Source organism: Ilyomonas limi, from assembly GCF_005233845.1.
In the GTDB taxonomy this organism is placed as follows: Bacteria; Bacteroidota; Bacteroidia; order Chitinophagales; family Chitinophagaceae; genus Ilyomonas; species Ilyomonas limi.
The window spans coordinates 816,653-842,686 of sequence record NZ_SZQL01000001.1; the positions used below are offsets into that span (position 1 = coordinate 816,653).

The 26,034-nt window shown below is 41.1% G+C and carries 22 protein-coding genes; 12 read left to right on the forward strand and 10 right to left on the reverse strand.

Going from position 1 to position 26,034, the window contains the following annotated elements:
- Positions 1-96: 96 nt before the first annotated feature.
- The 4 genes from FC093_RS03185 (at position 97) to FC093_RS03200 (ending at position 4,163) form a co-directional block, all read left to right on the forward strand.
- Positions 97-906 carry an MlaE family ABC transporter permease gene (locus tag FC093_RS03185; RefSeq protein WP_137260269.1) on the forward strand — a complete coding sequence of 270 codons (810 nt, stop codon included), beginning with the start codon at positions 97-99 and terminating at the stop codon, positions 904-906.
- Between the two features lie 148 nt (positions 907-1,054).
- The gene (locus FC093_RS03190) at positions 1,055-1,843 is read left to right on the forward strand and encodes an ABC transporter ATP-binding protein (protein WP_137260270.1); all 789 of its coding nucleotides are present in this window, start codon (positions 1,055-1,057) and stop codon (positions 1,841-1,843) included.
- 53 nt (positions 1,844-1,896) lie between these two features.
- The gene (locus tag FC093_RS03195) at positions 1,897-2,877 is read left to right on the forward strand and encodes an MlaD family protein (RefSeq protein WP_137260271.1); all 981 of its coding nucleotides are present in this window, start codon (positions 1,897-1,899) and stop codon (positions 2,875-2,877) included.
- 398 nt (positions 2,878-3,275) lie between these two features.
- Positions 3,276-4,163 (forward strand): sugar phosphate isomerase/epimerase family protein, encoded by an 888-nt coding sequence (locus FC093_RS03200; RefSeq protein ID WP_240743163.1) that lies wholly within the window; start codon positions 3,276-3,278, stop codon positions 4,161-4,163.
- Positions 4,164-4,319: 156 nt separating this feature from the next.
- Here FC093_RS03200 and FC093_RS03205 read toward each other — a convergent pair whose 3' ends face one another.
- Positions 4,320-5,678 carry a lipopolysaccharide biosynthesis protein gene (locus FC093_RS03205; RefSeq protein WP_137260272.1) on the reverse strand — a complete coding sequence of 453 codons (1,359 nt, stop codon included), beginning with the start codon at positions 5,676-5,678 and terminating at the stop codon, positions 4,320-4,322.
- 208 nt (positions 5,679-5,886) lie between these two features.
- On the opposite strand from FC093_RS03205, the gene FC093_RS03210 reads away from it, so the two are divergent.
- The 3 genes from FC093_RS03210 to FC093_RS03220 all read left to right on the forward strand — a co-directional run bounded on the left by FC093_RS03210 (position 5,887) and on the right by FC093_RS03220 (position 8,661).
- Positions 5,887-6,684 carry a glycosyltransferase family 2 protein gene (locus FC093_RS03210; RefSeq protein ID WP_137260273.1) on the forward strand — a complete coding sequence of 266 codons (798 nt, stop codon included), beginning with the start codon at positions 5,887-5,889 and terminating at the stop codon, positions 6,682-6,684.
- Positions 6,685-6,707: 23 nt separating this feature from the next.
- Positions 6,708-7,484 carry a glycosyltransferase family A protein gene (locus FC093_RS03215; RefSeq protein ID WP_137260274.1) on the forward strand — a complete coding sequence of 259 codons (777 nt, stop codon included), beginning with the start codon at positions 6,708-6,710 and terminating at the stop codon, positions 7,482-7,484.
- Positions 7,485-7,587: 103 nt separating this feature from the next.
- Positions 7,588-8,661 carry an acyltransferase family protein gene (locus FC093_RS03220; protein ID WP_137260275.1) on the forward strand — a complete coding sequence of 358 codons (1,074 nt, stop codon included), beginning with the start codon at positions 7,588-7,590 and terminating at the stop codon, positions 8,659-8,661.
- Positions 8,662-8,774: 113 nt separating this feature from the next.
- On the opposite strand, the gene FC093_RS03225 is transcribed toward FC093_RS03220, so the two are convergent.
- Entirely contained in the window at positions 8,775-9,428 is a 654-nt protein-coding gene (locus FC093_RS03225; protein ID WP_137260276.1) for a glycoside hydrolase family 25 protein, read from the reverse strand.
- 492 nt (positions 9,429-9,920) lie between these two features.
- On the opposite strand from FC093_RS03225, the gene ggt reads away from it, so the two are divergent.
- Positions 9,921-11,654: a gamma-glutamyltransferase gene (ggt, locus tag FC093_RS03230; protein ID WP_137260277.1), complete on the forward strand. Its 1,734-nt coding sequence runs from the start codon at positions 9,921-9,923 to the stop codon at positions 11,652-11,654.
- 220 nt (positions 11,655-11,874) lie between these two features.
- Here the strand turns inward: ggt and FC093_RS03235 are convergent, their stop codons facing one another.
- Positions 11,875-12,720 carry a rhomboid family intramembrane serine protease gene (locus FC093_RS03235; protein WP_137260278.1) on the reverse strand — a complete coding sequence of 282 codons (846 nt, stop codon included), beginning with the start codon at positions 12,718-12,720 and terminating at the stop codon, positions 11,875-11,877.
- A gap of 339 nt (positions 12,721-13,059) precedes the next feature.
- Positions 13,060-13,602: a hypothetical protein gene (locus tag FC093_RS03240; protein ID WP_137260279.1), complete on the reverse strand. Its 543-nt coding sequence runs from the start codon at positions 13,600-13,602 to the stop codon at positions 13,060-13,062.
- 432 nt (positions 13,603-14,034) lie between these two features.
- On the opposite strand from FC093_RS03240, the gene FC093_RS03245 reads away from it, so the two are divergent.
- Complete coding sequence (locus tag FC093_RS03245; protein ID WP_137260280.1) at positions 14,035-15,987, forward strand: ATP-binding protein; 1,953 nt, start codon at positions 14,035-14,037, stop codon at positions 15,985-15,987.
- A 279-nt stretch (positions 15,988-16,266) separates the two neighbouring features.
- Here the strand turns inward: FC093_RS03245 and FC093_RS03250 are convergent, their stop codons facing one another.
- From FC093_RS03250 to FC093_RS03275, 6 genes are all read right to left on the reverse strand, one after another.
- The gene (locus FC093_RS03250) at positions 16,267-17,052 is read right to left on the reverse strand and encodes an alpha/beta fold hydrolase (RefSeq protein WP_137260281.1); all 786 of its coding nucleotides are present in this window, start codon (positions 17,050-17,052) and stop codon (positions 16,267-16,269) included.
- 180 nt (positions 17,053-17,232) lie between these two features.
- A complete protein-coding gene (locus tag FC093_RS03255; protein WP_137260282.1) occupies positions 17,233-18,894 on the reverse strand; it encodes an FAD-dependent oxidoreductase in 1,662 nt (553 codons plus the stop codon).
- A gap of 453 nt (positions 18,895-19,347) precedes the next feature.
- On the reverse strand, positions 19,348-20,766 hold the full coding sequence (locus FC093_RS03260; RefSeq protein WP_137260283.1) for an ATP-binding protein: 1,419 nt from the start codon (positions 20,764-20,766) through the stop codon (positions 19,348-19,350).
- Between the two features lie 45 nt (positions 20,767-20,811).
- The gene (locus tag FC093_RS03265) at positions 20,812-21,495 is read right to left on the reverse strand and encodes a TMEM175 family protein (protein ID WP_137260284.1); all 684 of its coding nucleotides are present in this window, start codon (positions 21,493-21,495) and stop codon (positions 20,812-20,814) included.
- A 300-nt stretch (positions 21,496-21,795) separates the two neighbouring features.
- Positions 21,796-22,122, reverse strand: coding sequence for a DMT family transporter (locus FC093_RS03270; protein ID WP_137260285.1), 327 nt, complete (start codon positions 22,120-22,122; stop codon positions 21,796-21,798).
- A gap of 88 nt (positions 22,123-22,210) precedes the next feature.
- Positions 22,211-23,287, reverse strand: coding sequence for an NAD(P)H-dependent flavin oxidoreductase (locus tag FC093_RS03275; protein ID WP_170970978.1), 1,077 nt, complete (start codon positions 23,285-23,287; stop codon positions 22,211-22,213).
- Between the two features lie 807 nt (positions 23,288-24,094).
- Here FC093_RS03275 and FC093_RS03280 point away from each other — a divergent pair.
- The 3 genes from FC093_RS03280 (at position 24,095) to FC093_RS03290 (ending at position 25,618) form a co-directional block, all read left to right on the forward strand.
- Positions 24,095-24,442, forward strand: coding sequence for a hypothetical protein (locus FC093_RS03280; protein ID WP_206106493.1), 348 nt, complete (start codon positions 24,095-24,097; stop codon positions 24,440-24,442).
- Entirely contained in the window at positions 24,420-24,620 is a 201-nt protein-coding gene (locus tag FC093_RS03285) for a helix-turn-helix transcriptional regulator (RefSeq protein WP_137260288.1), read from the forward strand. Before FC093_RS03280 ends, FC093_RS03285 begins: the two co-directional genes overlap by 23 nt.
- Before the next feature lie 161 nt (positions 24,621-24,781).
- On the forward strand, positions 24,782-25,618 hold the full coding sequence (locus FC093_RS03290; RefSeq protein WP_137260289.1) for a glutamate--tRNA ligase family protein: 837 nt from the start codon (positions 24,782-24,784) through the stop codon (positions 25,616-25,618).
- Positions 25,619-26,034: the final 416 nt, after the last annotated feature.

Genomic DNA, 26,034 nt, shown 5'->3' on the forward strand with positions numbered 1-26,034 from the left:
GGCGGGTTTCTGGTAAGCGCTACCGTGCGGCTGCTGTAAGTGGCACTAAATTAGTATTAATAATGTGCTTTAATTCAGCAACTAAGCCATTCCTATATGAACACAAGTAACGAAGATGCAAGTGCTGTCCCATCAAAAAAATATGTGCTGTCTAAAAAGGCAGATGACTTTTTTATAAATATTTATCGTGTATATAAGTTTATTGCCCGTTTTTTTAAAGAAGCATTTGTGCCACCCTACGAGTGGAAAGAAATAATACGGCAGTGCTACGAAATAGGTTACAAGTCGCTGCCCCTCATTTCGCTCACAGGTTTTATTACCGGACTTGTTTTTACCAAGCAATCCCGTCCATCGCTGGAAACATTTGGCGCCTCTTCGTGGCTGCCTTCGCTCATTTCTATAGCCATTATCCGTGCACTGGCGCCACTCGTTACGGCGCTCATCACTGCCGGCAAAGTTGGCTCCAATATAGGCGCCGAATTAGGCTCTATGAAAGTGACCGAGCAGATAGATGCCATGGAAGTTTCGGCAACCAATCCTTTTAAATTCCTGGTGGTCAGCCGTGTGATTGCTACATCGGTAATGGTACCTATACTCATGCTGTACACTGGTTTTGTAGGTATGTTGGGTTCTTTTTTAAATGTATATGCCAATGAGCAAACAAGTTTTAAAGCGTTTTTTCAAAGTGCATTCAGCACTATTTCCTTTCTCGATATCAGTTCATCGGTATTAAAGTCGGTGCTGTATGGTTTTACTATTGGCATTACCGGTTGTTACCAGGGGTATCATGCATCTAATGGTACGCAGGGTGTGGGCAAAGCCGCCAATACTGCGGTGGTGGTTTCGATGTTTTTGATATTTATAGAAGAAATGATAGTGGTGCAGTTTGTAAATGCAATAAGATGATTGTAGTAAGTTGTTGGTTGTGGGTTGAAGAGTACATAGAAATTGGATAATGTATATAAAGTGTTTTGGATAAAAGAAATAATAGCAGGTAAATAATAGTGCGCGATGAGTTTGAATAAAATAAACAGTGCAAGCAGAAAATAAAATAATGGAACATAAGCCGGTACAAATCAACCGCAACAATGCGGTTATACATATACAAAATCTCAGGAAATCGTTTGGTGCGCTTACCGTGCTCAACGGTGTGGATATTGATGTGTTTCAGGGCGAAAATATGGCGGTACTGGGGCGCTCCGGTACAGGTAAATCGGTGTTGATAAAAATTATATCAGGCCTGCTGAAACCCGATAGCGGCATTGTGCAGGTGCTGGGAGAAGAAGTGGATAAACTGAACGCTGAAGAACTGCGTGCATTGCGACTGCGTATTGGTTTTTCTTTTCAAAACAGTGCCTTGTATGATAGTATGACGGTACGCGAAAACCTGGAGTTTCCGCTGGTGCGCAACAAGCCAAACCTTACACGGCAGGAGATAGACAGCGCGGTAGAAGAAGTACTGGATAATGTTGGGCTATTGCAAACCATCAACCAAATGCCGGCAGAACTTTCGGGCGGCCAGCGCAAGCGTATTGGCATTGCAAGAACGCTGATACTGAAGCCGGAGATTATGTTGTACGACGAGCCGACTGCGGGGTTGGATCCCATTACCAGTGTGGAAATTAACAGCCTGATTAATGAAGTGCGCGAGCAGTACAACACGAGTGCGATTGTTATTACGCACGATTTGACTTGCGCCAAAACTACTGGCAACCGCATAGCTATACTGCTGGATGGCAGGTTTTTGGCACAAGGCACTTTTGAAGAAGTATTTGCTGTAGATGATGAAAGAATAAAGAACTTTTATAATTACAACTTTACCGGTGATAAAGTAGATTATTAATTGCCGGTTGTTATGAATAATTGAGATGATTGTAAAGCATTAATGTATAAATTATGAAAGCTACAAAAAATAGACGCCCGGTAGTCGTAGGCATTTTTATACTGCTGGGTTTGGTAATACTGGTGGTGGCTGTATTTACACTTGGCGGGCAAAAAAAGACATTTGTAAAGGGCTTTACCGTCAATGCCATTTTTGATGATGTAAGTGGCCTGCAGGCAGGCAATAATGTGTGGCTCTCCGGCGTGAAAATAGGTACTGTACGCAAAATAAGTTTTTACAACAATACAAAGGTGCTGGTATCTATGAACCTTGAAAAATCTATTGAGCCACACATCCATAAAGATGCCTTTGCAAAGATTGGTTCGGAAAGCTTTATTGGCAATAAAATAGTAGTTATTTATGGTGGCACACCCGGTGCGCCGCAGGTGCAGGATGATGGTTTTTTAGCGGTTGAAAAAACAATCAGCACCGATAGTATGCTGTCAACACTGCAATCCAACAATCAAAACCTGCTGGAAATCACCAACTCCTTTAAAAGTATCAGCAGAAAGATAGACAGCGGCTCAGGTACTATTGGTTATTTGCTGAACAACGCATCCATGGCAAGAAAATTAAACGCTTCTATGAACAGTTTGCAGGCAACCATGAATAATTTTCAGGCTGCTGCGCAAACAAGCAGAACGGTACTGACAAATCTTGAAGCATTTACTACACGGCTGAATACGGAAGGTTCGCTGGCTAATAAACTGGCTACCGACACTACGCTGTTCAATGTGCTGAAAGGTACGCTTACCCAGTTGCGCGATGTAACTACTACTGCATCGCAAATAACCGACAACCTCAAAGCTGCCAGCGACCGGCTGCACGATACCGCCAATATACCCGGCGTTTTATTAAACGATGTGGAAGCTGGCAAAGCACTAAAAAATACCATTATGAATTTAGAATCGGGCAGCGAGAAGCTGGATGAAGACTTAGAAGCGCTGCAGCACAACTTTTTGCTGAGAGGATATTTTAAAAAGAAGAATAAGTAAAAAGGTACAAAAGCAAGGAAAAGATATAAGAGCTAGCATAGATAGCAGATTATTACAGCATGGGTTTGTGATTTGAAAGTAGTGCAGTTGTCGTCATTGCGAGCGCGGGCGAAGCAATCTGTGAACTGTGGTAAAATCAGCATGAGCCACCTGAAGGGCTAACCTGTTTGGTTCTTGAACCTGGCGACAGGTTAATGTTTTACCACTAAGCTATCATAGTGACTTTAATACAATCCACAGATTGCTTCGCTTGCAGTCGCATTATCAGAATGCATTTATCTAAAAATAAGTGTTCATTAAACTATTATTCTTTTTTGCATTCTATAGCTTTCCGTTAATTTCATGCAGTTTAAGAAATTGAAGCATTTGCTTACCACTCTATATTTAAAAATCGCACTATGATAACCTCCAGAAGAGACTTTGTAAAGTCTGCCTCTTTGCTGTCGGCGGCCTTGTTTATTAAGCCATCATTATTCAAATACGATAAATCGCTTATCGGCTTGCAGTTGTACACGGTGCGCGATGCAATGGCATCTGACCCCGCGGGAACGCTCGCCCGGGTGGCGCAAATTGGTTACAACTCGGTAGAAGGCGCTACCTACACCGGCACACAAAAGTTTTATGGCATGGACGCTACTGCCTTTAAGCAACTGGTACAAAAAAATGGCTTGATTATGCCGAGTGCGCACTACCGCCTGGGCGAAGAACAGGAAAACGGCACAGATGTACAAGGCACCATCCTGCACGACTGGCAAAAAGCGGTGGATGATGCCGCAGCCGTAGGTATTAAATACATGGTGTGTGCCTGGCTGGCACCCAGCGAGCGCGGCGGATTGGACCATTACAAACAATTAGCTACCTATTTGAATAAAGCAGGTGAAACATGTAAGAAATCGGGTATCCAGCTTTGCTACCACAATCATGATTTTGAGTTTGACAAGCAGAATGACCAATATCCATACGATGTATTGCTCAACGAAACAGATAAGGAGTTGGTGAAGATGGAAATGGACATTTACTGGGTGAATAAAGCTGGACAAGATGCAGTTAAACTGTTCAACGAGCATCCGGGACGTTTTCCATTGTGGCATGTAAAAGACATGGATAATACGCCGCAACACAACTTTACCGAGGTAGGTAACGGGGTTATTGATTTTAAAAACATCTTCAAATATGCTGATAAAGCAGGGTTGAAATATTTCTTTGTAGAGCAGGATCAAACGCCTGGCTCACCATTCGACAGCATTACAAAGAGCATTGCTTATATTAAGAAAAACCTGGTGTAACTTTTATTGCTTATTTATACAAAACAGGCGTCTCATTATAACGAGATGCCTGTTTTGTATTATACATAATAAACTGTATATAACGGTCTCGAACGTTTACTCTACATTATTGCTTTGCTCCGATGCCGTTGGGATTTAAGAAACACATACGAGCCTTTACTTAAGCGCCACCTGCCCTGTTATACTCCGCTTTGGCAATCCCTTTTTTATTAACGCTTTTACTTCGGTAAAGCCGGTACTAAAAACAGAGAAAAAACTGAACGGATGATAACGTTGCAGTGCCCAATTGCCAATTAAAACGCCAATAAGCGTAGGCAATACGGTAGTAAGTGCCACACCATAAATATTACCAAACATCCATACGCCGGCAAAGTCGCCTAATATATTACCTGCCAGCATAATGAGCACTTTGATGAAGTTGATTTTGGGCTGATGTATCACATCAATAGTGAGGGCAAAAAAGCGGTCGATAGGATACAGTAGTGCAAAGCCCATAAAGATGCGTAGCACGTTGGCTGCTTCGGTATGTGCATACTTGCCGCCGCCTATGAGCGCAACAGCAAAATCGGCGCACAGTACCGACACGATGAACGCGGGTACCAAAGCAACAGTGAGCATACCTGCATATTTTTTCATCACGTTAATCACTTCGCCGCTGCGATGGCTGTTGTAGGCGGCCGATAATTCAGGCATACCGGTAGCAGCAAAACTGCGTAGCGGAATTTCCACTACTTCCATCAACCGCAGGCCAATATTGTACACCGCCAGTGCAGGAGCGCCCAGCATGAAGTTGATGATATATGTATCGGAAGTGCGGAACATATTGGAGCTTAATGTAGTACCTACGCTGTACTTGCCAAAATGAAATATTTCACTAATACTTTCTTTGCTGCGGCGTGCAAAATGCCGTATGCCCGACCAGCCTGCTGCAATGGCAAAAATGCTGGTGAGCAGCGATGAAATGAGATAAGCATACACAGTAGTTTCCAGGCTGGCTTTATGCAAAAACATTAATACTGCAACAAACAAAATAAACGATCCCTGGTTGATAAACCGGATGTACAGCATTCGGTCGAAACGCTGCTCGCCCTGCAACACACAGGTAGCCATAAAAGTGGGCAAGGTGCAAATGAACGCAATACCAAACCATTTGCAAAACAGGAACAATCCGGGATTGGAAATATGGTGTAAAAACAAAAAGGCAGGTGCGTTAAGCAAAGCTAAAATACCGGTAATAAATGTAGCAATATACCACGCTGACCCCGCTACTTCGGCACTGCGCTGCGGTGTGGCACCCGCGTAAAATTTTATAAAGGCAGTAGTTAAAAAGCCGGAGCGAAACGTATCGGCCAGCAATACTGTAGTTTGAAAAAATACCCATATACCAATATCATTCAGTGATAATGCGCGATACAACAATGCTACTGTTGCCATGCCCAGCAACGACATAACGCCATTACCTGCAAGCGATAAAAAATGTTTGTTTTGTATTTTTTCGCGGATATTGGATATCATATTCTATAGTGTTGATATTGGATAAATAATATACAGTTGTTGCTTTGTCAAAGTTGAGGGTTTATTGGTTACAAAATGAAAACATAACGCTCATTTGTAAAGTCTTAAACTTAGTTTAATGGCTATTTAAGTGATAATTAAACCATATCCCTTGTTTGCTTTGGAATAATAAAGAACTTCGTTGCCGAATCCAATATTATCATTCATCATGTACAATTTGCCCGGTGTGCATTCATTCAGCGAAGTAAGTTTACTCATTACACATTGCAACCGCAGCCGTTCATTAGAGCGATTGTTACAAGCATTCAAAAATTTACAATGCAGCTTTGGTGAAATAGTCGTATCGGACGATGGCAGCAAGCCGGAGCATTTAGCATACATCCAACAACTACAACATACATATGTGTTTACACTCGTAACAACGCCGGTAAACAAGGGCTTGGGCAACAATATCAACAAAGGACAAGATGCTGTATCGCTGCCTTATACCTTGTATGTGCAGGAAGACTTTGAACCATCTGAACAGTTTGCACAAGCCTTTGGCGATGCTTTGTATATTATGCAACAACGCAACGATATAGATATTGTAAGGCTGTACGCTTATTTTTCTTATCCATACAAAAAGCCTTTTGGAAATGGCTTTTCCAAAATGAAATTTCATGCTGCACCGTGGTACACCAACCATTTAAAGTTTTATGTATATAGTGATCATCCGCATTTACGCAGAAGTGATTTCTTAGAAAAGTTTGGTCGTTATGCCGAAGGGGTGAAAGGCGATATTACGGAATATCGCATGGCCGTTTCCTTTATTAAGCACAAAGGCAAAGGCTTATTTTATGATGATTTTACCAAAGTGTTTTACCAGCGAAACTCTGCTGCCGAACCCAGCACCATGAACCGCAGTAACTGGCGTGAAAGTCAAAAACCGGTGCTACTGATGATACGTGCCATTTATCTCAAATTCAAGCTGTTGAAGTGCACATTCGACCTCGCATTAAGCAAATAAAACACTTTATATAATCTTTATTAATGGCAAACAAAGTTCATTTTTTTAAAGGTGTAACGCTGCTGGTAACGCATTACAACCGCAGCCGCTCTCTGGAGCATTTACTGCAATCATTTAGTAATATCAATTGTGTGTTCGAAGAGATTGTAGTATCAGATGATGGCAGCAAACCGGAGCATATAAATTACTTGTGGCAACTGCAAAAGCAATATACTTTTCGCATAATTACTACGTCCGTAAATAAAGGGTTAGGTAATAACATCAACAAAGGACAAGATGCGGTGTGCACACCTTTTACGTTGTATGTGCAGGAAGATTTTGAACCGGCGCACGATTTTGCTTTGCACTTTGCCCATGCACTCGAGATAATGCAGGAGAAAGAAGATACGGATGTGGTGCGTTTTTATGCTTATTTCAAATATCCTTACCTTAAGCCATACAAGCACGGCTTTGCTCAAATGCAGTTTGCCTGGTGGTTGCCGGGGTATAAAAAGTTTTATGTATATAGTGATCATCCGCATTTACGCAGAAGTGATTTCTTAGAAAAGTTTGGTCGTTATGCCGAAGGGGTGAAAGGCGATGTAACAGAGTATCGTATGATGATGTCTTTCTTAAAAGGCAAAGGTAAAGCGCTGTTTTATGAAGATTACCGCAACCTGTTTTTTCAAAAGAATTCTGTAGCCGAACCCAGTACTATGAAGCGCAATTTCTGGCGCGAAAGCAACAATATTATTGTACACCTGCTGCGCGAAAGCTATCGTCATTTTAAGTTCAACTACGATTTATTGTTCCGTTTTTAATAGTGGTGAGTGGTGAAGTGAATGGTGAATTTTACAACTTACAACAACTCACCACTGAACACTCACCATTAACCATTCACTACTTCACTTTCAATATCTATTCATGCAACTGAAAGTTTCAACAAACAGAATCAATTCGCTCGATTACTTGCGTGGCCTTGCAGCGGTAGGCATTATGTGCTATCACATGCAACTACTCAATTTTGGCGAAGTGGATGCTTCCACCGCATTGGCAAAAATCAAGATTTATGGTGTATCTATCTTTTATATTTTAAGTGGGCTTACGCTATATAAAGTGTATGTACAAAAATTTGGTGTAAAAGCCATAGGCGGATTTTATAAAAAAAGAATCTTCCGCATTGTGCCACTTTTGTTGTTGGCAACCATACTCACCTATTTGTTCGATAGCGAACAACCTGTTTCTTACTTCAAGCTGCTGTGTAATATTGCCGTATTACCCGGTATTATTCGTGCGGATGTATTTATCGCCAATGGTGCATGGTCTATTGGTAATGAGTGTTGTTTTTACCTGTTTTTTCCGGTATTCTTATTATTGGCAAAAAGAAACAAATTATATCTCTGGCTGGGCATTTTTATTTCGTTGCTCGTTTTCATTTTCTTTTCATTTAATGTGCTGCAATCAACGCAAACATTAGGTGCACAATGGGCTGCTTATGTAAATGTGCTTAACCAGTTTTTCTTATTTGTTTTGGGTATGGGGCTGGCTTCGCTGAAAGAGGCGCCTGCAATATTTAAAAAGATAGCACCGTTTGGTATAATTGCATTGGTGTTACTCATTTTCTTCTACCCTGTACAAGGCGAGCCGGTTGTACTGGTAACGGGCTATACCCGGCTGGCGCTTACAGGGTATATCGCTGCACTTTGCTACTGTGTATATATTGCCGATTTTAATTTTTTACCTGCAAGTACCAAATGGGTGTTGCATACAATGGGCGAAATCAGTTATGCTATTTATCTCATGCACCCGGTAGTGTATTTAAGCTTAAAAATGATAACAGGCACTAATGTTTCTCCGTATGTACTGATAGCTGCTACGGTTCTTACTACGCTGCCATTGAGTTATATAGTATACCATAAGTTCGAGAAATATTTTATTGATTTAGGCAAAAAGCCATTGCGCCTGACGGTATTACGGCTGCTGAATAATAAAGCTTAAGTAAGTAGAATAATATAAGCAAACAAAGCTGACGTATGTGGTATTCTTTTGCAGAGATAGCTTTTCCTTTACACCTGCATTTTGCTTATACAGCAAAGGACTCTTTTATAACATCAGTATTTATCAAAAAAGTCGTTTTTCATCACGTTTAAATCAACTGCATTACCCGGTATTCCCTGTACCACACCGCTTTCGCTGTATTGCCATATTTTCCATTCAAGCCAGCCGGTTGGCGGCAGTGGAGGATTATCTAAATTAATGATGGTTGGATACCGCGCCAACCATAAAGGATGCGAGCCATATTGATGATTGGATGGCAAATGTTGTTCCGCATAACTTTTTGAAGTGTAAATCATAAATTCATAACCGGCATCCTGAACTATTTTGGCAAAAATAGAAATCCATTCATCTACATCAATCGAACGCATCAATATTTTATCATCTTCAAAATCCAATACCAATGGAAAGTTGGGCTTGGGCAGAGCTTTGGAAACAGTTTCCACAAAAAAGTTGGCCTCGTCAGACGCATCCATCTGGATAGAAGGAAATGCCGCAGGATGTGCAAAATGGTAGTAGCCTATCTTAAGTGCTGCATTTAATGCATCATCTGCCTGTTTTTTTGCAATATCAATAAAAGCCTGCTTATATGCGCTGCCATCTGTTGCTTTCATAAAGCTATACAGGTAGCCTGCCTCTTTTACGTGATTCCAGTTGATGTTTGTGCCCTGCCAGCGGCTTACATCAATTCCCTGAATAAAATTTTCCATAGTATGTTTGTTTTTAAAGGATGAAACAGTGTTTATGTGTACATAATTAAACCGAAAAATCTATTAAGATAGCTCATTTAAAGACAAATGGACAGTTAGTTGCAGAAATAGAATGTACAGCAATCAGCCTGCAAATAAATTACTCCGGTACTAAGGTGGTTCTTTAATTGGCACTATGTACTAATCCGCTGCAACCATAAAGTTCAGGAAAACATTTGTAATAGTGATAACCAATTTAATAATAAAAACAGATTTGAAAAATAGAATGCCGTGTAAAGCAAAATTGCTGCAATCCTTTCTTCCATTATTATATAACGTTTTAGGCTAGATCATTCTCAAAGAAAACTTGTGTGGCTTGGAAGTAGTATGAACTCCTTTTTAATGTTGTTCGAGTACAATGTATAATCTTATTTTTATAAGGTCTTTTCCGCTCTTATGGCTTATAAGCATTGTATTATTTCCTTAATTTCGATACCTCTTTAATATTCCATCATGCTACAGCCATTACGCCTGCTATCTTTACTTATATGCTTGTTTACGCTCACTTTACAACTACATGCGCAGGATCGGCTAACCGGAAGAGGTTTTGATACCCGCTCGATGGTAATTGCGCAACATGGCATGGCATGCACCAGCCATCCGCTGGCAACAATGACTGCAATTGATGTGCTGAAAAAAGGTGGAACTGCTGTGGATGCTGCCATTGCAGCCAATGCGGTATTGGGCGTGACTGATCCTGACATGAATGGCATTGGCGGCGATTTATTTGCCATTGTGTATGATGCTAAAACAAAGAAGTTGTATGGGCTGAATGCCTCCGGCCGCTCGCCTTATGCTTTAACGCCCGATGAATTTAAAAAGCGGAAATTGGACTTTATACCCATATTCGGACCACTCTCGGTTTCGGTGCCCGGTTGTGTGGATGGCTGGTTTGAATTGCATAACCGTTTTGGAAAATTACCCATGACCGATGTGCTGGCAGGGGCTATTAATTATGCCCGCAACGGCTTTCCGGTAGCCAATGAATTTGCCTTTTATTTACACCAGATAGCAGATAATATAATACATACTACCAACAACGAGCAGCCTTATACCAAAAACTTATCGGCACTTTATTTTCCACAAGGAAAGCCACCTGCAGAAGGCGATATTTTTAAGAACCCTGATTTGGCTAACTCGTTGGAAAAAATTGCTAAAGGCGGCAGAGATGTTTTTTATAAAGGAGCTATTGCGCAAGCTATTGATGCTTACATGAAAAAGATGGGTGGTTTTTTGTCTGCCAAAGATTTGGCAAATCATACTTCCAATTGGATAGATCCGGTTTCTACCACCTACCGCGGTTATGAAGTGTGGGAGTTGCCACCCAATGGACAAGGTATTACCGTACTGCAAATGCTGAATATTTTGGAGCCTTTCGATTTTAGTCATATCACATATGGCAGCCCCAGCCACCTGCATTTGCTTACAGAAGCTACGAGGCTCGCCTACGAAGACCGTGCAAAGTATTTTGCCGATCCCGACTTTGCCAACATTCCGGTGCAGCAATTAATTTCTAAACAGTATGGTATTGCATGGAGCAAACTAATTGATACTAACAGCGCTGCAAACGAGTTTACCAGCGGTGATTCTTTATTAAAGAAAGGCGAAACTGTGTATCTGACTGTAGCAGATGATGAAGGTAATATGGTTTCGCTGATACAAAGTAATTTCAATGCTTTTGGCTCTCAGCTGGTGCCGGATGGACTGGGCTTTGTATTGCAAGACCGCGGTGCACTATTCAATTTGAAGGCGGGATTCAACAATTCGTATGCGCCACATAAGCGGCCTTTTCATACCATCATTCCTGCCTTTGTTACCAAAGATGGCCAGCCTTATATGAGCTTTGGCGTAATGGGCGGCAGCTTTCAGCCGATAGGGCAAGTGCAGGTGCTGATGAACATCATTGACTTTGGCATGAATATACAGGAAGCCGGTGATGCGCCCCGTATCTTTCCTTTAGGCACTGCCGACCCAACCGGCAGCACAAAAGGCATGGAAAGGATTGCATTGGAATCGGGCTTCTCGTTTGAAACAATAAGGGCATTGCAAAACATGGGGCATAAGAATATAGTGCACGGTACGCCCGGCGATTTTGGTGGTTATCAATGCATCCAATTCGATCCGGTACAAAAAGTATATTATGGTGCATCCGACCCGCGAAAAGATGGTATGGCAGCGGGCTATTAAGTGTGGCAGATATTGCAAGGAAATAAGCTGCAAGCCTCAAGTTACAAGCCGCAAACATAGAGCTGCGGGCTTTAAACTACACGTATATTGTGCTACTTAATCGGAAGTGATAGTAAACTTAAAACAGCCTTCTTTAAAGTTTCTGCTTTTAAAGATGGCTGTTTTGATATTTTACAATAATACATTTCGCTGGTGAGAATGAATTATCCGCTGCATTGTTTTATTTAACTGACTGTGAATATCGTTTAAGCTTTTCTTTTTCCTGCCTGCTCAGGCTGCTCATTCCGTGCTTATTTATTTTGTCCAATATGCGGTCTATTTCTTTTTGACTGTTTATTTTCTCTTCATTTACCTTATGGTCAATAGAATAATGGTTTTTTCTGGCTCTTGAAAAAGCATTATCAATTAATAAAACGTGCGGTCTTGTAATAATTAAGTAAAGGAATATAATGGTAGGTATTGCAATAAGCAGGATGGTGAAATAATTTTGGGCAAAGGCAGCAGGATGAAATAATAAAGCCACGAGCATACCTATTAATGCACCACCCAGATGTGCATCGTGCCCGCTGTTGCCTATGCGCGATTTGATACCGTAAACAGAATACAATACATACGCTATCCCAAACAGCCAGCCAGGGATGGAAATAGAAAGTGGAAATAATCCAATGCTCATGCCGGGAAACAAAGCAATAGAAGCAAAGATAATTCCGCAAATAGCGCCGGATGCGCCTACAGAACTATAAAAGCTCTGGTTTTTGTGGATGAATAACGACAATAAATCGCCGCCAACGAGGCTTGCAAAGTAGATAATTAAAAACTGTACTGGACCGAGATAATTTTCTACCGGCCCGCTAAAGAAATACAAGGCAAGCATATTGAAAATGAGATGCATCCAGTTGACATGTAAAAAGCCGGATGTAACCAGGCGCTTGTAATCTTTGTAAACCAGTATCTTCTCAACCTCAAAGTTGTATTTATAAAAAAATAAACTGCTGGTAAAGCCTTTATACGAAAAGGCAACATTGGCAATAATGAGTAAAATCCCGACAATTCCTGTATTTGTCATTTTTGTTATCTTTTAAACTTGTAGGTAGTGTTTTGGGCTTGGCAATAGCGGTGCAACCGAAATGCCAGTACCAAAGCAGAGTGAAAAATTTTTAGGCTTGAAGTTACGTTTTATTTTGCCTGTTTTGGAGGTTTTAACAAGCTGCTTTTAATTGGGAATGAAACGGGAAAATGATAAAAATAGTGCTCATCTGAAGCAGGATTTTATCTGTTGCTTTCTGCCTGTGTTGGTGGTCTTCAACAACACATTTGTGCTGCACTGGTTTTCCTTTTCACATGTTTTTCCCGGCACATAAGGCAGCTAAAAGAGGTATATCATAGAGAAGAAAACCTCCTGCAACTACAATTTCAATGATAGTCCTAAACCAGTTGAATAGGTACTGCCATTTTGCCGAAGTAAATTATATTTTCCTCTGGCATGGTTATGTATTGTTTTTGAAATAGGGTATTCGATTTCAAGTAATAACGGAATGCTATAATCGCTGAATGAGGTTACATTTTTAAATGTATGTTGCACTACGCCATCATCTTCAAAAATATAATAATCATTTTGCCTGATAGCATAGGTCCAGCCACTGGCAGCAGCCACTTTTAATTTTGATTTGAGCGGTAAATGATATTTAAACAATAAAGAAAAATTATTGTCGAGCACATTCACTTCGTTTGGTTCTACCGGTAAGTTTTTATAATAACCCCGTTGTTTGTAATTTATATTTTCAAACTCTGTTGCAATGGAAATGCGCTCCGACAACCTGTAAGCCAATTGCACCCACATGTCTTGTCCAACCGACTTTGTGTTTTGTGTGGCAGCTCCAATGCCTGTTCCACCGGTGATCCAGCATTCTTTTAAAGTAAAAGCATTAGTTTGTGCTAATGATGCCAAAGCAGATAAAGCGAACAGTCAAAGCAATGGTAGAGATTTTGTCATAATTAAAGGCTTAAAGATGATATGTTCTTTTTCAGGTGAGCATAATTTGGAGTGGAAGATAAAAATGGATACTCAGAATGACCTAATCTATCTTTGGTGTGCTGCTTTATGATTATGATATTAACACTCTTTTGTTGCCGTTGGTGTTCTTCCCCCAACACAATTTTGCTGGTGGGCAATAGCCGTAGTGATTAAGCAGAAGTATATCAGAGAGGTGCATTTGCCTTTTACTCCTGCACTTTGCTATATCTCGGAGAATATTAGAGAACATAGCTTTAACCTGAAAGTACAAAGCCTTATATCATCCTTAAACTTATCCTCTATACAACGAATTAACTTCTCCTGTTGTTACATTTGCTTCCTGGCAAATACCTCAATACTTTGTAAATGAACAGTTTCTTCCGTAAACTGCCTCTTGCGGGCAAACTTGTTTTAATTAGTGTTGTACCGCTAATTTTTCTTATTTATCTGTCTATACAGGTGTATTACGAAGAGGTGGTAAAACTAAGCCTCTTTGATAGTTATATTGAAAAGACAAAAGAGAGTGAAAACATCAATTCGCTCATCAATGAGTTGCAGGAGGAGCGCAGATTGAGTTTTGACTATGCCATGAAGAAAAGCGGGCACGACGCCGTTTTGCAGCAACGTCCTGCTACCGATTCGGCCATCCGGCAACTGGAAAGAAGTAACGATTCCGGGCTCTCTGCTTTTTCCAGATACACTTTTCTTACCAACCTGCCCGGTATCAGGGCTAATATTGATACCGGTACAATAAACGCCGATGTGGTGATGTATAATTTTATGACGATCATCTTCCGGCTAAATACGTTAAATGTTATACCTGCATCTACCAGTAGCAATCTGCAACCTGTTTACCAGGACCTTTCAGGGCAAAAACTGCTTTCCGCCATGCTTACCTATTTGGTTATCATCAGGTCCAATGTATATAACGTACTGTACACGCACCAGAATGCGTTAGGCACCTTGTATGGTTTAAGAGGCTCTTACGATGTAATGAAAAGCTATGAAACTGAGTTTCTTTTAAAAGCTTCTCCCCAGGCAATTAAACAATATCAGACCCTCCGGAATACATCGGCATTAAAAGCTACCATTAATTACTTAGATACGGTTTTTAAACATACTGCTTTCGATAGTACTTATACCGCGCAGCAATGGTGGGATGTATCAGACAAAGGCACGGATGAACTGAGAACGCTGCAGCAACAATTAGGCGTAACTGCCAGTAAGCGCATTGCTGAGATTTACCGGGGTGAACAAGCAAAGAAGAACCTGATGCTTGTGTTTCTTTTTTTATCGGTAACTGTTGTGATAGCCATTGTTGTTTATACGCTCAATGTAATTAACTCCATGCTAAAAGAATTGCAACTGGCAGCATTGCAAATAGCAAAGGGTGCTTCGGGCGTTTCTTTCAGAGAAATACCTAATGATGTTATTGGCAGTCTTGCCCATTCTATTGTAAACATTGATGAAAATAATAAACGGCTGGCTGAAGCGGCAGATGCTATTGGAAAGGGCAACTTTGATGTAGCCGTGCAGCCGCGCAGCGATGAGGATGTACTGGGCAATGCCATTGTGCGGATGAAAGAAAACCTGCAGCATTATGCACTGGAAAAGGAGAAAATGCTGAACATGAAAGATGAGTTCTTAAGTATTGCCAGCCACGAGTTGCAAACACCTATCACCAGTATGAAAGCATTCCTGCAAATGGTGGAGCGGTTTGCAGATGAAAAGGAAGCGCTGAAGCCCGTAAAACCGCTTGTAGAGAAGGCAACTAAGCAAGCAAATAAATTAGTTACTATTACCAGAAACCTGCTGGATGTAAGCAGGATAGAATCTGGCAGAATACAAATTGATAAGAGCGAATTTTTGCTTTCGGAAGTGGTAGAGGATCTGAAAGAACAAAACGGTTTGCTTTCCGCCGGGCATACGTTGATGATAGAAGGTGATACGAACGTAAAGCTGTGTGCAGACCGTTTAAAAATTGAACAGGTATTATCTAATCTTATCTCCAATGCGGTTAAATATTCGCCGTTGTCTGATAAAATTATGATCTCTGTTCAGCACAATAAAAACGAAGTAAAAATAGCAGTGGCCGATCTTGGAATTGGTATTGCCAAAGAAAACCTGCCCTTTGTATATGATCGTTATTTTCGCATAGAAAAAACATCTCAGAACTATCCCGGGCTTGGCTTAGGGCTTTATATTTCTTCGCAAATAATAAAGCTGCACCATGGAGATACAGGTGTTGAAAGTGAATTGGGCAAAGGCTCTACTTTTTGGTTTACCCTGCCACTCGAAGGAAAAAAAAGTAATTGCTGATTATTTGTTTTTTAATCGCTGTAAACGTTGTTCAAAATTCAGGAAAGTATCAGGTTATTATTTTTCGCCGCTATTGGTGTTCTTCACCAACAGACAGTTATCGGCTGTAAAGTCGGCGGAAGGCGCCAGATGCTTCTCAAGTGTCAGACACCTTTACAACGCTCTTTCTGCAATAGTAGAAGGGCAACAAAATTTTTGAAAAGTACATCGGATTATTTTCAGTAAAAATTACATCTTGTTGCATACGCAACTGCTTATATTCGTTGTTTTTACACCTTTTTACTTATTCAAAAACGCTTCGATGATATCAACTGCATAGGTTTGCGTCCATTTACCATCCTGCAAGGCGCCTGTTTCTCCAAGATATTCTCCATGCCCACCCGGCAAAATAACCAATACTGAATTTGGAATCAGGCGGTGCATCTGAACGGCATGTTCAGGACTGACAACATCGTTATCGCCGTTAAGAATTAAAGCCGGCGCTTGTATAGACTGTATTTGTTCGTCGCTCCAGCCCTTAAATGTTTTCATGCGTTGCACATCTTTATCAAACATATTTTGTAAGGCAGCCACATTGTTGTTTACTGCCAGGAAACCTTCCTTCAAAGCTTGGGGTATAGCACTCAATGTTACGTGGTTGAATCCTTCCCAAAAGAGGGGCACTGCCGCATTGCGGTTGTAAAAAGCAGAAGCAATAATAATCTTGTTTACTATGTGGGGGTGCCTTATAGCTATCTCTATAGTGGTTTGCCCGCCGTTGCTGAATCCTAAAAAGTCTGCCTTGCCAATCTGAATATTTTTCAATAATTGCACCACATCATCCGCATCCTGTTCAAATGTCAAAAAAGTATCACGGTCGCCGGTGCGTCCATGTGCCTGCAGTTCCACTGCAATAATTTGTCTGTTTTTTGAAAGCAGGGGAATGATATTGCCAAAGGATGTTTGAATAGTAGAGCCGCCGCCATGTATTAAAACAAGCGGTTTCCCCTCACCGTACACCTCATAATACATGCGAAGTCCATTAACCTCCGAATAGCCATTTTTGAACTGATTGTTATCTGTCATTTGTAAAATAGTATTTATTGTTCTTTTTGTTTTTCTGTACGATGATTAATCCGCTAATATATCCAACATCTTGCTCAAAAATATTTATCGCTCCTGGTGTTCTTCAACATAACTGAAGAACATCAATAACAGTTAGCCTGAAGGAAGCTATTAAATGCGAAAAATATTTTCGAAAATCACCTACATTTCCTGCAGGTATTTACGCACAAAACGGATAGCCATAGCACCTTCGCCCACAGCAGAAGAAATGCCCGTTAATGCACCAAACCGCACATCACCCGAGGCAAAAATGCCGGGCACACTGGTTTCGGGCATAAAAGGTTCTCTGTTTAATTTCCAGAATGTGTGAAAGGATTTGTCTTTCGTTACATCAGTCCCGGAAAGGATAAACCCGTTTTCATTTTTCAATACGAGATCATCCAGCCACTCGGTACCGGGTTTTGTGCCAATATAAACAAACAATGCTTTGGCAGGCACTGTTTCTTCTTCACCTGTTTTTGCATTTCGCAGCGTAATGTTTTCTAAAACAGAGGAGCCACTGCAGGCAACTACATCCGTATTGGTAATGATATGTATGTTGGGCGTGCGACTGATGTTCTCTACCAGATAATTTGCCGCTACAAGTGATAAGCTATCACGCCGGATAATAATGTTTACTGCCTTCGCAAATTTGCTCATATATAATGCTGCCTGGCAAGCCGAATTGCCGCCACCCACAATATAGATGTCCTCATTGCGGCAGGCATGTGCTTCTACCGCCGCTGCCCCATAATAAACACCTGCACCTGTAAATTTTTCAAGTCCCGGAATCTCCAGTTTTTTATACGAAACACCCGTTGCTATCACAACGGTTTTACTGTATATTTCTGAGCCATCCATGAGGGTCGTAATCTTATAGCCATCCTTCAGCGTAATGCTTTTTACTTCCTGTGGAGTAAGCATTTCTGTGCCAAACCGGAGCGTTTGCGTGATTGCCCGCCGTGATAGTTCTGCTCCTGAAAGGCCGGTAGGAAAACCAAGATAATTTTCAATGCGTGCACTGCTGCTTGCCTGCCCACCGGGATTACTTCTTTCTACTAAAACCGTTTTCAGTCCTTCGCACGAACCATATACCGAAGCTGCAAGTCCCGCAGGTCCTGCACCAATGATGAGCACATCGTACATTTCTTTCTCTGCCTTTTGATGCAGCCCCACACCGGCAGCCAAATCAGATAGGGAAGGGTCTGCTAAAACAGAACCATCTTTCAATATTACCAATGGTAAAACGGACCTGGAAACATTGGCACTGATTAAATACTTTTCTGCTTCGGTATCGTTTTCAATATCCAGCCAGATGTACGGAACAAGGTTGCCTGAAAGAAATTCCTTAAGGCGATGCGATTTGGGCGACCATTGAAACCCTATGATGCGGATTGCTTCAGAATCGGGCTTGTAGAGCGCATGCCATTCGTCGAGCAAATCATTCACCACCGGAAATAACTTTTCCTCCGGCGGATGCCACGGCTTTAGCAAGTAATAATCGAGTTTTACGGTGTTGATGGCTTTAATGGCTGCATCAATATCGGAGTAGGCGGTGAGCAATACTTTTTTGGCATCCGGATAGATTTCTGCTGCTTTTTCAAGCAAGGTAACACCTTCCATTTCGGGCATCCGCTGGTCGGCAATAAATAATGCTACCACTTCATTTTTTAGTTTTAATTCCTTTACCAGTTCCATCACCTCATTAGCCGATTCGGTGGCAGCTACTTTGTAATCGCCGCGGTATTCATTTCTTATATCGCGCTGTATTGCCCGCAATACCTGTATATCATCATCAACAATTATAATGTAAGGGAGCTTCATAGTGTATAGCTTGTAAATTATTTAAATTAAGTACGGTGTTACATACGTTTAATTTCATTTTATCGGATGTAATCACCTAAGGTGTTGTATGTATGATTGCTTATAATAGTTTTCACTCTTCCTTTTTTCTCGCCGACTTGTCGGGACAGGCATTGAAAGAAAAAAGTAACAAAAAAGTATGAATGTATTGATGTTTTTTCAATTGTATTCATGAGAACGCTTCGCTTAATTATTTCGGATAGTAAATATTTTCAATGGACTCAATGAGCCACTTCGTGGGTTCAAGGACGGCATGATCGCTCCGCGCATCCGTCCGTGCCTAGGTGCCACATAGTCTAAGATGGATTTTAGCTTTTAGAGTGAATGGGTTGGCTGGTAATAACTTTATTAGCGCCTGTGTATTTCTCCTCTTATTAAAGTTGAAATAAATCAAACTTAATTTTGATAACATACTTATTTTGCTTCTTGTTGAATAATTGGCAGCGAAACCAAAAACTCCGTTCTGCCCGGCACGGAGGTGACCTTTATTTCACCTTTATGGCGCTTTACTACCCGCTTTACAATATCCAGTCCTATACCTGTTCCTTCCCCTACTTTTTTGGTGGTAAAAAACGGATCAAAAATGCGGGAGAGAATGTCTGCCGGAATGCCGGCACCATTATCCATAATACTAACTGTTACATTTTTAGGATCGCAGGATGTTTCGATGGTAAGTACGCCGTCCCGGTCAAGGGCACCAATGGCATTGTCAATCAAATTTGTCCAAACCTGATTAAGCTCGCCCACATATGCCGGAACAACGGGCAAATCAGTGCAATACTTTTTCCTTATTTCAATATTCTTCGCACGCAGTTTAAACCCAAGCAGTGTGAGTGTGTTATCAATATCCTCGTGAATATTGGTGGGTTGCAAATCGCTGCCCCTGTCCATTTGCACATGGCTTTTAATGGAGCCTACGAGATGGGAAATGCGGGTGGAAGCATCGTTGAGGTCTTTAATAATTTTATGAGTGCTCAATAAATTCTCCAGCCAGGGAAGTACCAGAATAAATGCTTCCGATCCCAGGTCGTCGCGGATACTTTCAAGCTCTTCCGTTGAAAACCGCGTTTCTGAAAACGTTTCTGCTATCTCTCTTTCGGTAACACCCTTCTCTTCCAGCCACTCTGCTAATTCATCTTCATATTCCATGCGCCGGAGCGTGGTGAGTTTGGCTTTTTGAGCAGCAGTTTTTTCTTTTTCTGCTACCAATGTATGAATATGCTGAATATGTTCGGGCGTTATATTGCAATAGAGCAATTTTTTGGTGAGTTCGTAAGTGCGGGTCAATCGTTTATCCAATTCATCTGCAATCCGGTTGATGGCTGCTGCCGGATTATTCAATTCGTGTGCAATGCCTGCCGCCAGTTGTCCAAGTGCATTCACTTTTTCCTGCTGGCTTTGCATGGTAGCCACCACTTTAGCCCGCTCTGTCATATAACCAATCAGCCGCTGAATAAATTCGGGATTGAGTAGTTCCAGCTCAGGAAAATATTTTTTATGCAATTTGAGGCAGCGCACTTGTCCTACTGCAAACGAACAGCCCGGATATACTTTCATTCTTGAATAAGGAAACAAGCCGCCTACACCGCCTGTTGTTTCGTCGTTGGTATAATAAAAATAATACACTAAACGCCCATGATAATCATGGTAAAAACTAATCTTGCCTTCAAGGGTGATGATCATTACATCTGCCTCATCACCTGTTTTCTTTATCTGCGTTCCATCCTCATACTCGGTGTATTCCGAACGATCTAATATCCATTGCAGATGTTCGTCGGGCAGGTCACTTAAAGCAATTATTTTTTTTAAATCTTCAACCGTTAGCGATGGCATTGTTGGTTTTTAAATAAGATGAAGTAGTGCGTTGAAATTTTTATCTCAACTATTTTGCTGCAGTGCATCATACACTGGTAAAGGCATTTTTTGATGTTTGACGGCTCTGTTCAACTGCAGCGAAACCATTCTTTCAGGAAAAACAAATATGGCAAACATCAGGCAAAACAGTACCAGGCAGCCTATCAGGCTGATATAAGACATTATCCAGATAAATGTAGAAAACAAGCTTGCAAAAATATACAACCGGGTGGCTGCTTGTAGTTTACGTTCCGAATCAGTTTTTATAAATCCCTGTCTTTTTGCATACAGCCAGATGCCCGTCATGGCACACCCCATCAGTGCAAAGTTGAAGCCATAAGCACTTACTGCCGCCGCTTCCCAGTTTGTTTGAATGTTTTTTGCCAGCAATGCTGTTGCAAAAGGTGTGATGGTTACCACCAGCAGTTTAAAGCCATTGAGTAATAGCAACACGCTGTTCGATTTGTGAATCATCGTAAACATATAGTGGTGATTGATCCAGCAAACCAATAGGGTGAAAAACCCGATCAGCAGTGCAAGGAAACTGGTCCATTCGTGCAATAAACTACTGAGCAGGGTTTCTTTGTCAGTTGCAGCCGGCACATGAATTTCCAGTATCAACAAGGTAATAGCAATGGCAAAAACCCCATCGCTGAAAGCTTCAATACGCGAAGTTTCTTTCGGATTTTCGAATTCATTCTTATCCATAACTCGGATGTGTTTATCATTGAAACGAATGATGTCTGTATACGGTGCAGTGTTATTTCAAGGTCAAATAAAATGCTTCGGCTTCAAATCTCCGGCTCAGTAAGGTGGCAGCAATTCCGTTTTATAAGCATTCAAATGTAAAACAAATTACGAATAGAATGGTTGGCATCTGTATAAGTGGTTTTTGCTGATATAAAATTTTAATACAAAGTATATTGCTAAGTCCTCACAGGAACTTATTTGAAATACCTTTTGAACGTGCTGAGATAATATCTCCCAACTCATTATTTACTTTTCTCATTAATGTGAAACTGCTTTCAGCCCAATGATACAGCCAATCAATCCTATTAAAAAAACAATTCTCCAAAGGTCGGTGGGTTCTTTAAAAACGATAATGCCCACCAATACGGTACCTACTGCGCCGATGCCTGTCCACACGGCATAAGCGGTACCAATAGGCAAGGTTTGCGTTGCCTTATACAGTAAAATCATACTCGTGGTGAGGCAAATAAAAAAACCAATCAACCACCAGGTGGCGGTAGTGCCTGTACTTTGGTTTGCTTTTCCCAAACAGGTGGCAAATCCGGTTTCAAACAATCCTGCAATAATTAATAATATCCAAGCCATGTGTAGTAATTTACGTACTTCATTATGTTATTTGATGTGCTGCAAAGTTGAGCAATTGATGTAAGGCTTTAATGCTGTAAATAGTTTGCTACCTGTTATACTCTTTTTCAGTGGCAGCAATCAATGCTTTTAATATTTCGGCAGTTGAAAGCCCGCTAAACGGGTGAATGGATTGCCCCATCCAAATACTTACAAAATCAATGTTATTATTAGCTTTTGCGGCTTTACGTAGTTCAACTGTTAATTTGCTTTGAAAAGGAAAAGGCAAAATATAATCCGTGTGATCTACGGCTTCTATGAAGGCGTTTTTAATGCCTCTGGCGTAGCGTCCTGAAAAACTTTTTGTCAAAACAATTTCCTCTTCTTTGACATGTCTGAGTTTTTCTTTTTCAAATGCCTTCAATGCGCTTTCTGCCGAACCTAATAATAAGCTTCCAATTTGAAATCCTTGTGCGCCCAATGTGTTAGCTGCCAGTAATGTTTTTGCATTATAAATACCCCCTGCATAGATGATGGGAATGCTAACTGCCTCGTGTACCTGAGCTAATAAAGCCAGACCGCCGATCATGGGACTGTTGTCATCAGCAGTGGCAAAGCTTCCGCGGTGCCCGCCTGCTTCAAAGCCTTGAACACATAGTATGTCAATGCCCGACTGCTCTAAGATGGTCGCTTCTTTTACAGAAGTGCAGGTTCCAATCAAAATGGTTCCATTACTTTTTAATTTTTGAATGGATTGCTCATCCAGATTGCCAAAAGTAAAGCTTACGACTTTGCACTCTTCCGCAACAATAGCATCTACTTGTTCCTGATAACCGTTCAATGGCAACTCGTCGATTGTGGGAAGAGTAACTATCAGATGATGTTGCCGCGCCAAATCTTCAATAAATTGTTTGGTTTGTGTGTACTTTGTTCTGATGTCTTCTGTGATTACAGGAATTTCGTTCGCGAAGATATTCACTGCAAACGGGCGATTGGATAATTGCCTGGTAGCACGGATGATTTCAATACATTTTTCCGCAGGCAGGTCTCCTAATGGCAAGGCGCCAAGGCAACCGATGCTTGTTGCTGCTGTAACCATTTCGGGTGTAGCCGTTCCAAACATAGGTGCCTGAATAATGGGGTACTCAATATTGAGTTGTTGGGTAATGATATTTTTCCAGTTCATAGGTGTAGATATTTTACTTTATTAGAAGTTTTACAGAAGCATTTGCAATGGTGTGAAGCAAGCAAAATAATAAAGCAAAATTACTGTAGGAAGGTGATTGTTTTGCCTCTGTTAATGCCTGTTACTAACACATGGCTTTCAGCTATGAAGAGCGAGGTTGAAACAAAGTAACAGTAAAAAGTTGCTGGTGAAAAAGCACCACAGGTGTTGGGAAGAAAAGTTAAAAGCGTCATTGCGAACGAAGTGAAGCAATCTGTGAGTAGCTTAAAAGTACTATTAATGGCATATTTTGATTATGCTAGCATCCACAGATTGCTTCACTTCGTTCGCAATGACGTTGTTCCGATAAGTACGCTGTCTTAACATTTCTTCCCAACAGCGTTGGTGAAAATACCACAACTACGGAAAGTGCTACCTGCATGCTACTTCTTTATGTAATTGTATACTGCACGACTAAGTGCTATTTCATTTCATGCGCTTTGTAGCAATCAGTATTTCAGTCTTCACAGTTAGGTGTGGTGCTACATCGTGAAACAGGATTTCTTATGATTAGCTGCACCAACAGCTTTAAAAGCTGTACAATTGTTAAATATCCTTTACAATTTGTAAAGAAAAATTTACTTTAAGTAAAGTTTACTTTACATTTGTGTTATAAAAAACAACTCTATGACCAAAAGACTTTTACTACCGAACAGGTACAAACAAATCGGATAGTATCTGCTGATACCTGCCACCGTATCAGGAATCGTATTAGCCATAAACGATTTTAATTCAGAATGGCTGCATGCAAAAGTATTTGCCCTCTTTATGGACGAAAGCATCAATGGCAGTAAGTCTTTTACTTTCATTGATGCGAATATTACCAACACCGTAGTTGGTGTGTTGTTTATTGCAGGTGCATTGATGGTAGGCTTTTCAAAAGAAAAAGCAGAAGATGAATTTATTGCAGAACTCAGGTTGTCGTCTCTGTTATGGGCGGTATGGGTGAATTATGGACTATTACTGTTTGCATTTTTGTTTATTTATGGCTCTGCCTTTCTCAATGTAATGCTGTACAACATGTTTACAGTGCTCATCATCTTTATTATACGTTTTCATTACATTCTTTACAGGAATAACTTAGCTATACCCAATGAAAAACAATATCAAAGTTGAACGTGCTATTAAAGGCATCACACAGGAAGAACTCGCTACTAAAATATCGGTTAGCCGACAAACCATCAATGCCATGGAAGCCAATAAATATGTACCTTCTACTTTATTGGCGTTAAAGATTGCCCGGGAATTTGGCAAGCCGGTAGAAGCCATATTCTTCCTGGAAGACAGTGATTAAATCAATAATTACTTAAACCATAAAAGGGAACTTAAGTAAAAGATACAGGCAGAGATATGCCTGTATCTTTTACTTAAAAGTGCGCAGCGCTAACTCCCCCGGGAGTCGGGGATATTTTCAAAGTAAGTCACACGTATGTTAAGTACATTGGGGGAGCTTATATGAATGCAGCTTCTTTTTATAAGACACGAATAGCACCTACACCAAGTGGCTACCTGCACATTGGCAATGCATTATCGTTTTTGATTACCACCGATCTGGCTAAAAAGGCAGGTGCGAAGCTGTTGCTGCGCATTGATGATTTAGACAGCGCGCGCACGCGACAACAATATGTAGAAGACATTTTTGATACACTCCGCTTCTTGGAAATTGAATGGGAGGAAGGACCAGGAAATTATGCTGAGTACGAAAGCGCCTGGTCGCAAGTGCACCGTTTACATTTATACGAAGCTGCTTTGCAGCAGTTGAGCGCAGCAGGATTAGTATATGCCTGCGCCTGCTCTAGAACGCAATGGCAGCAGAATGCAGGCTATACCTGTACCTGCCGCGAAAAGCACCTGCCCTTAGATACACCTGACACAAGCTGGCGGCTCATCACCAATGATACACTGCTATTAACTGTGAGAACGCTCGCTGGAGAAGCCATTACAACGCATTTGCCTGCTGCTATGCAGTCGTTTATAGTGCGAAAAAAAGATGGACATCCGGCTTACCAGCTTGCTTCCCTGATAGACGATGAGTACTTTGGTATAGATGCCATTGTGCGGGGGCAGGATTTGTGGGATTGTACGCTTGCCCAGCAATACTTAGCGCAAGTGCTGGACAAACCTTTTTTTCGGCAGGTAACCTTTTATCATCATCCGCTGGTAATGGACGTAAGCGGTTTTAGAAAACTGTCAAAGTCGGCTGGTGCTACTTCCATACGGCATTTGCGGAGTGAAGGAAAACGGAGAAAGGATGTGTTGGAAATGATGAAGCACTGGATGGATAAGCATTAGGGAGAGGGAGGAGTGAGTGATGGGATGATGTTGCAGCAGTGTTTACTTTGATAGAAGCTGTTACGGCTAAAACATTGGCATCACATGTCGTAAAACTTCACTGGTGCAAGCGTCTGCATGTGCCGTTTTTCTTTTAAGCCCAGTAGTATTGACAGAAACACGGCGAATGGGTAATAAAGCTGTTTTTATCCTGCTTTTTATAAGTTCCTGAGTAGGCTTATCCTACGCTTTAGGTAGGCTTTACCTACGCTTTAGTATGAAGGATGACTCGTCCTTGACTCGTCCTAAAATAACTATACAGATTATTAAATAAATCCTGATTCGGTTATACAAATATAATTTTTAGTCCTGTAATTGCTATACAGTTGCTTTTTGATGGCTATAAGTTCGGTTATAATTTTTCCATTTCTTATTCA

Bases quoted from the DNA above. Each gene is read 5' to 3' on its own strand.
- FC093_RS03185 (WP_137260269.1), top strand. From the start codon at position 97: ATGAACACAAGTAACGAAGATGCAAGTGCTGTCCCATCAAAAAAATAT.
- FC093_RS03190 (WP_137260270.1), top strand. From the start codon at position 1,055: ATGGAACATAAGCCGGTACAAATCAACCGCAACAATGCGGTTATACAT.
- FC093_RS03195 (WP_137260271.1), top strand. From the start codon at position 1,897: ATGAAAGCTACAAAAAATAGACGCCCGGTAGTCGTAGGCATTTTTATA.
- FC093_RS03200 (WP_240743163.1), top strand. From the start codon at position 3,276: ATGATAACCTCCAGAAGAGACTTTGTAAAGTCTGCCTCTTTGCTGTCG.
- FC093_RS03205 (WP_137260272.1), bottom strand. From the start codon at position 5,678: ATGATATCCAATATCCGCGAAAAAATACAAAACAAACATTTTTTATCG.
- FC093_RS03210 (WP_137260273.1), top strand. From the start codon at position 5,887: ATGTACAATTTGCCCGGTGTGCATTCATTCAGCGAAGTAAGTTTACTC.
- FC093_RS03215 (WP_137260274.1), top strand. From the start codon at position 6,708: ATGGCAAACAAAGTTCATTTTTTTAAAGGTGTAACGCTGCTGGTAACG.
- FC093_RS03220 (WP_137260275.1), top strand. From the start codon at position 7,588: ATGCAACTGAAAGTTTCAACAAACAGAATCAATTCGCTCGATTACTTG.
- FC093_RS03225 (WP_137260276.1), bottom strand. From the start codon at position 9,428: ATGGAAAATTTTATTCAGGGAATTGATGTAAGCCGCTGGCAGGGCACA.
- ggt (WP_137260277.1), top strand. From the start codon at position 9,921: ATGCTACAGCCATTACGCCTGCTATCTTTACTTATATGCTTGTTTACG.
- FC093_RS03235 (WP_137260278.1), bottom strand. From the start codon at position 12,720: ATGACAAATACAGGAATTGTCGGGATTTTACTCATTATTGCCAATGTT.
- FC093_RS03245 (WP_137260280.1), top strand. From the start codon at position 14,035: ATGAACAGTTTCTTCCGTAAACTGCCTCTTGCGGGCAAACTTGTTTTA.
- FC093_RS03250 (WP_137260281.1), bottom strand. From the start codon at position 17,052: ATGACAGATAACAATCAGTTCAAAAATGGCTATTCGGAGGTTAATGGA.
- FC093_RS03255 (WP_137260282.1), bottom strand. From the start codon at position 18,894: ATGAAGCTCCCTTACATTATAATTGTTGATGATGATATACAGGTATTG.
- FC093_RS03260 (WP_137260283.1), bottom strand. From the start codon at position 20,766: ATGCCATCGCTAACGGTTGAAGATTTAAAAAAAATAATTGCTTTAAGT.
- FC093_RS03265 (WP_137260284.1), bottom strand. From the start codon at position 21,495: ATGGATAAGAATGAATTCGAAAATCCGAAAGAAACTTCGCGTATTGAA.
- FC093_RS03270 (WP_137260285.1), bottom strand. From the start codon at position 22,122: ATGGCTTGGATATTATTAATTATTGCAGGATTGTTTGAAACCGGATTT.
- FC093_RS03275 (WP_170970978.1), bottom strand. From the start codon at position 23,287: ATGAACTGGAAAAATATCATTACCCAACAACTCAATATTGAGTACCCC.
- FC093_RS03280 (WP_206106493.1), top strand. From the start codon at position 24,095: ATGGACGAAAGCATCAATGGCAGTAAGTCTTTTACTTTCATTGATGCG.
- FC093_RS03285 (WP_137260288.1), top strand. From the start codon at position 24,420: ATGAAAAACAATATCAAAGTTGAACGTGCTATTAAAGGCATCACACAG.
- FC093_RS03290 (WP_137260289.1), top strand. From the start codon at position 24,782: ATGAATGCAGCTTCTTTTTATAAGACACGAATAGCACCTACACCAAGT.